3 protein-coding genes are annotated in these 4660 nt (G+C 62.3%); all 3 read left to right on the top strand.

Going from position 1 to position 4660, the window contains the following annotated elements:
- Window positions 1-999: ABC transporter permease (locus Q9295_RS17890; protein WP_306681948.1), on the top strand; the 999-nt coding region annotated here is incomplete at its 5' end.
- Window positions 1000-1011: 12 nt separating this feature from the next.
- Entirely contained in the window at window positions 1012-2439 is a 1428-nt protein-coding gene (locus Q9295_RS17885) for an ABC transporter permease (protein WP_306681947.1), read from the top strand.
- A gap of 99 nt (window positions 2440-2538) precedes the next feature.
- On the top strand, window positions 2539-4617 hold the full coding sequence (locus Q9295_RS17880) for a dipeptide ABC transporter ATP-binding protein (protein ID WP_306681946.1): 2079 nt from the start codon (window positions 2539-2541) through the stop codon (window positions 4615-4617).
- Window positions 4618-4660: the final 43 nt, after the last annotated feature.

The raw sequence follows: 4660 nt of genomic DNA, 5'->3' as shown, positions 1-4660 counted from the left end.
CCGCCGAACCTTGAAAAGCTTGCCAAATCAGAAGCTTCCGCGCGGATGACGGATGAGCAGGTGGAAAGCTGGCTTGAGGGCAATGGCTTTTCCAGCTCGGTCCTAACCCGGTACGGCGAATGGCTTGGGGTCCTGCCCGGCTGGACCCGCACCGATGCCACCGGCAAAATCACCGGGCGCTGTCTCAACCGCATCGCCCCCGGCGAAGAGCCGCCAAGCTATTGCGGCGTTTTGCAAGGCGATTGGGGTTGGTCCACCGTCTTCAAACAACCCGTGGCCGAGGTCCTCAGCCGCAGCCTCTCCTACACCGGCTGGCTGATGCTTTGGGTGATGATCGTCATGGTGCCGACCTCGCTGGCCTTGGGCGTCTTGGCCGGCATGCGCGAGGGCAGCCGCACCGACCGGGTGCTCTCCACCTTCGCCATCGCCACCACCGCCACCCCAGAATATGTCTCGGGCGTCATTTTCATCGCCCTTCTCGCCTCGGCCACCGCCGGGATCTCGCCCGTGCTGGCCGAGATGGGCTGGATAGAGGGCAAGACCCTCTTCCAAGGCACCGCCACCAGCGCCATGGACGGCCTCACCTTCTGGAACTTCGGCCTGCCGGTGATGACGATCGCGCTTTACGGCATCGGCTATATCGCCCGGATGACCCGCGCTTCGATGACCGAGGTGATGACCCAGCAATATATCCGCACCGCGCGGCTGAAGGGTGTGGGCTTCCGCGAGGTGGTGATGAAACATGCGCTGCGCAATGCGCTGATCGCGCCCTTCACGGTGATTATGCTGCAATTCCCGTGGCTTTTGAACGGCGTTGTGATCGTCGAGACGCTTTACAACTACAAAGGCTTTGGCTGGACCCTGGTCCAAGCCGCCGGCAACAATGACATCAATATGCTGCTGGCTTGTTCGGTGGTGGCGGTCTTCGTGGTGCTGGTGACGCAGCTGATCTCGGACATCGGCTATGTCTTCCTGAACCCCCGCATCCGTCTGGCATAAGGAGGACACGCCATGGAAAACCTCAGCTGGACCGGCGCGCTTGGCCCCTATCTTCTGCCGGTGATGAATGTCGCCGCCATCGTCTTAATCGCCGCCGTGATCGCGCGGGCACTGGTCTCATTCTTCGCTTGGGTCAGTGGTGCTGATGCTTTGCCCGCCGGAGGTGCTACGCTCACCGCCCGCCGCCGTGGGCTTGGCCCAACGCTGGATCTGGCGGCGCAAGTGGCGCTTGGCATCATCTTGGTTGCCGCCTTGCTGATCGGCCTTGCAGGCTTCGTGCTGCCCGGCACCTCCAAGGGCATCCTTGGCTGGGCAGCTTTGCGCTTTTGGCCGGTATGGCTGGCGCTGATCTTGAGCTTCACGCTCTCGATCCGCTTCAAGCGCCGCCTTGGGCTTTATGGCAAGCTGATGGACAGCCCGGTGGGTATGTTTGGCCTTGCCATCGTGCTCTTTTGGGTCTTCACCGCCATCTTCGCCGCTCTGATCGTCACCCATGATCCGCTGGCGCAGCTTTCGGGGATGAAAAACGCCGTACCCGGTTCGGCGCTGAAATCCGGGGCTGAAGGCCAATTCAGCTGGTATCTCTTCGGCGGCGACCATCTGGCCCGCGATGTCTTCAGCCGCATGGTGATGGGCGCGCAACGCGTGCTGCAAATCGCGCCAGCCGCGACGATCTTTGCCTTCATGGTCGGCATCACCTTAGGCCTGCCTGCGGGCTATAAGGGCGGCAAGCTCGACACGCTCTTGTCGTTCTTTGCCAATCTGGTGCTGGCCTTCCCGGTGATCCTCCTGTTCTACCTCCTGGTGACGCCCGAGATCGTTGAGACCGGCATCCCGATGTATCTGGCCGCCGTCCTCTTCCTCTTCCCGGTGATCTTCGTCACCATCTTGATCAACGCGCGCTACCGCACCAACCCCAGCCGCCGCAACCTCTACCTCGGCGTCGCGCTGGTGATCGGGCTTTGGGCCTATGTCGGACTTGCCTTCAACCAAGACCCCTTGGGCATCTGGTCGATGGAGCCCAATATGCTCAATGTCTTCGTCTCGGTGGTCTTTGTGAACTCGCCCGGTGTGTTCCGCATCGTGCGCGGCCTCGTGATGGATATCAAAGCGCGCGACTATGTGGCGGCAGGGCAAACCCGGGGCGAGACCTCGTGGTACATCATGCTGTGGGAAATCCTGCCCAATGCCCGCGGCCCGCTGATCGTCGATTTCTGCCTGCGCATCGGCTATACCGCGATCCTTCTCGGAACCTTGGGCTTCTTCGGCCTCGGCGTCAGCCCCGAAAGCCCGGATTGGGGCTCGACCATCAACGCGGGCCGCAGGCTCCTGTCGGTCTTCCCGCATCCCGCTATCGTCCCCGCCATCGCACTGATGAGCCTTGTCCTTGGCCTCAATCTCCTCGCCGACGGTCTGCGCGAAGAAAGCCTGAAAGACTGATGCGGCCCGCCGCGATCATTTTCTGTCCTTAAATATCCCACGGGGGGTCCGGGGGGCGTGAAGCCCCCCGGTCCCGCCCCCTTCCAAAGGAATGACCCCATGGAACCCTGGGACCCGACACAACCCATCCTCGAGATCGAAAACCTCTCGATCTCCTTCTTCACCCGCGCGCGCGAAATCCCTGCGGTGATGGACTTCTCTTGCAAGGTCATGGCCGGTGAGGCGATGGGGCTCGTGGGCGAATCCGGCTGCGGTAAGAGCACCGTGGCGCTGGCCGTGATGCGTGATCTTGGCAAGAATGGCCGCATCGTTGCGGGATCGATCAAGTTCAAAGGCCGCGATCTCACCACCCTGTCCGAGGCCGAGCTGCAAAAGATCCGCGGCTCTGAGATCGCGATGATCTACCAAGAGCCGATGGCGAGCCTGAACCCCGCAATGAAGATCGGCGCGCAGCTGGCCGAAGTGCCGATGATCCATCAGGGCATGAAGAAGGCCGAGGCTTGGGCGCTGGCGCGCCAGATCGTCGCCGATGTGCGCCTGCCCGACCCTGACCGCATCCTCAACGCCTATCCGCATCAGCTCTCGGGCGGCCAACAGCAGCGCATCGTCATCGCCATGGCTTTGATGTCAAAGCCTGCTTTGCTGATCCTTGATGAGCCGACCACCGCTTTGGACGTGACGGTCGAGGCCGGGATCGTCGATCTCGTCAAAGCCTTGGGCGCCAAATACGGCACCTCGATGCTCTTCATCAGCCACAACCTTGGCCTTGTCTTGGATGTCTGCGACCGGCTTTGCGTGATGTATTCCGGCGAGGCGGTCGAGACCGGCCAAGTCGCGCAAGTCTTCACCGAGATGCGCCACCCCTATACGCAAGCGCTCTTCCGCTCGATCCCGCTGCCGGGGGCTGATAAAAACGCCCGCCCCCTGATCTCGATCCCCGGCAACTTCCCCTTGCCGCATGAGCGGCCAAAGGGCTGCAACTTCGGCCCGCGCTGCGATTATTTTGAGCCCGGGCGCTGTGACGCCCAAGACATCCCGATGGAGCCGGTGCCGGGCGATCGCCACGCCAGCCGCTGCCTGCGCTGGTCCGAGATCGACTGGCAGGCCCCGCCTGCGAAACGCGTCGCCAAAGAAAAGCTGCCCGTGGGCGAGGTGGTCCTCAAGATGGAGGATCTGAAGAAATACTACAACGTCTCGACCGGGGCCTTCGGCGGCGGCGCCTCAAAGGTCGTCAAAGCCAATGAAACCCTCAGCTTCGAGGCGCGCGAGGGCGAGACCCTTGCCATCGTCGGCGAGTCTGGTTGCGGCAAATCCACCTTCGCCAAAGTGCTGATGGGGCTAGAGACCGCGACCTCGGGCCAGATCATGCTCTTTGACGAGAATGTGGAATCGACCCCGATCCAAAAGCGCGGGGCCGACACGATCTCCCAAGTGCAGATGGTGTTCCAAAACCCCTTCGACACGCTGAACCCGTCGATGAGCGTCGGCCGCCAGATCATCCGGGCTTTGGAGATCTTCGACATCGGCGACAGCGACGCGGATCGGCACAACCGCATGCTCGAACTTCTCGATCTGGTCAAACTCCCCCGCGCCTTTGCCGAGCGGATGCCGCGCCAGCTCTCGGGCGGGCAAAAGCAGCGCGTCGGCATCGCCCGCGCCTTTGCCGGTGGTGCCAAGGTCGTGGTGGCCGATGAGCCGGTCTCGGCGCTCGATGTCTCGGTGCAGGCCGCCGTCACCGATCTTTTGATGGAGATCCAGCGCGAAAACCGCACCACTTTGCTCTTCATCAGCCATGATCTTTCTATCGTGCGCTATCTCTCGGATCGGGTGATGGTGATGTATCTCGGCCATGTGGTCGAGATGGGCTCGACCGATCAGGTCTTCTCGCCGCCCTACCACCCCTATACCGAGGCGCTGCTCTCGGCTGTCCCCATCGCCGATCCAAGCGTCACCAAAGAGCGCATCGTGCTCGAAGGTGAGATCCCTTCAGCCGTCAACCCGCCCCCCGGTTGCCCCTTCCAAACCCGCTGCCGCTGGAAGTCCCAAGTCTCCGGCAATCTTTGCGACACGGTGATGCCGCCGGTGCAGCACCTTGCAGGCGACCACCAAATCAAATGCCACCTCTCAGCCGAGGTCTTGGCCAAGATGGAACCCGTGATCAAAATCGCCGCCGAGTAACAAAAAGCCCGGCCAAGGCCGGGCTCCCCGCCGCGCGGCGCAG

Origin of the sequence: Pseudogemmobacter lacusdianii (genome assembly GCF_030848395.1) — a bacterium.
GTDB classification, from domain to species: Bacteria; Pseudomonadota; Alphaproteobacteria; order Rhodobacterales; family Rhodobacteraceae; genus Pseudogemmobacter; species Pseudogemmobacter lacusdianii.
This window is presented reverse-complemented; position numbering and strand designations above follow the sequence as displayed.

What these genes read in the sequence shown, in the direction of transcription:
- Q9295_RS17885 (WP_306681947.1), top strand. Translation starts at nt 1,012, where the DNA reads ATGGAAAACCTCAGCTGGACCGGCGCGCTTGGCCCCTATCTTCTGCCG.
- Q9295_RS17880 (WP_306681946.1), top strand. Translation starts at nt 2,539, where the DNA reads ATGGAACCCTGGGACCCGACACAACCCATCCTCGAGATCGAAAACCTC.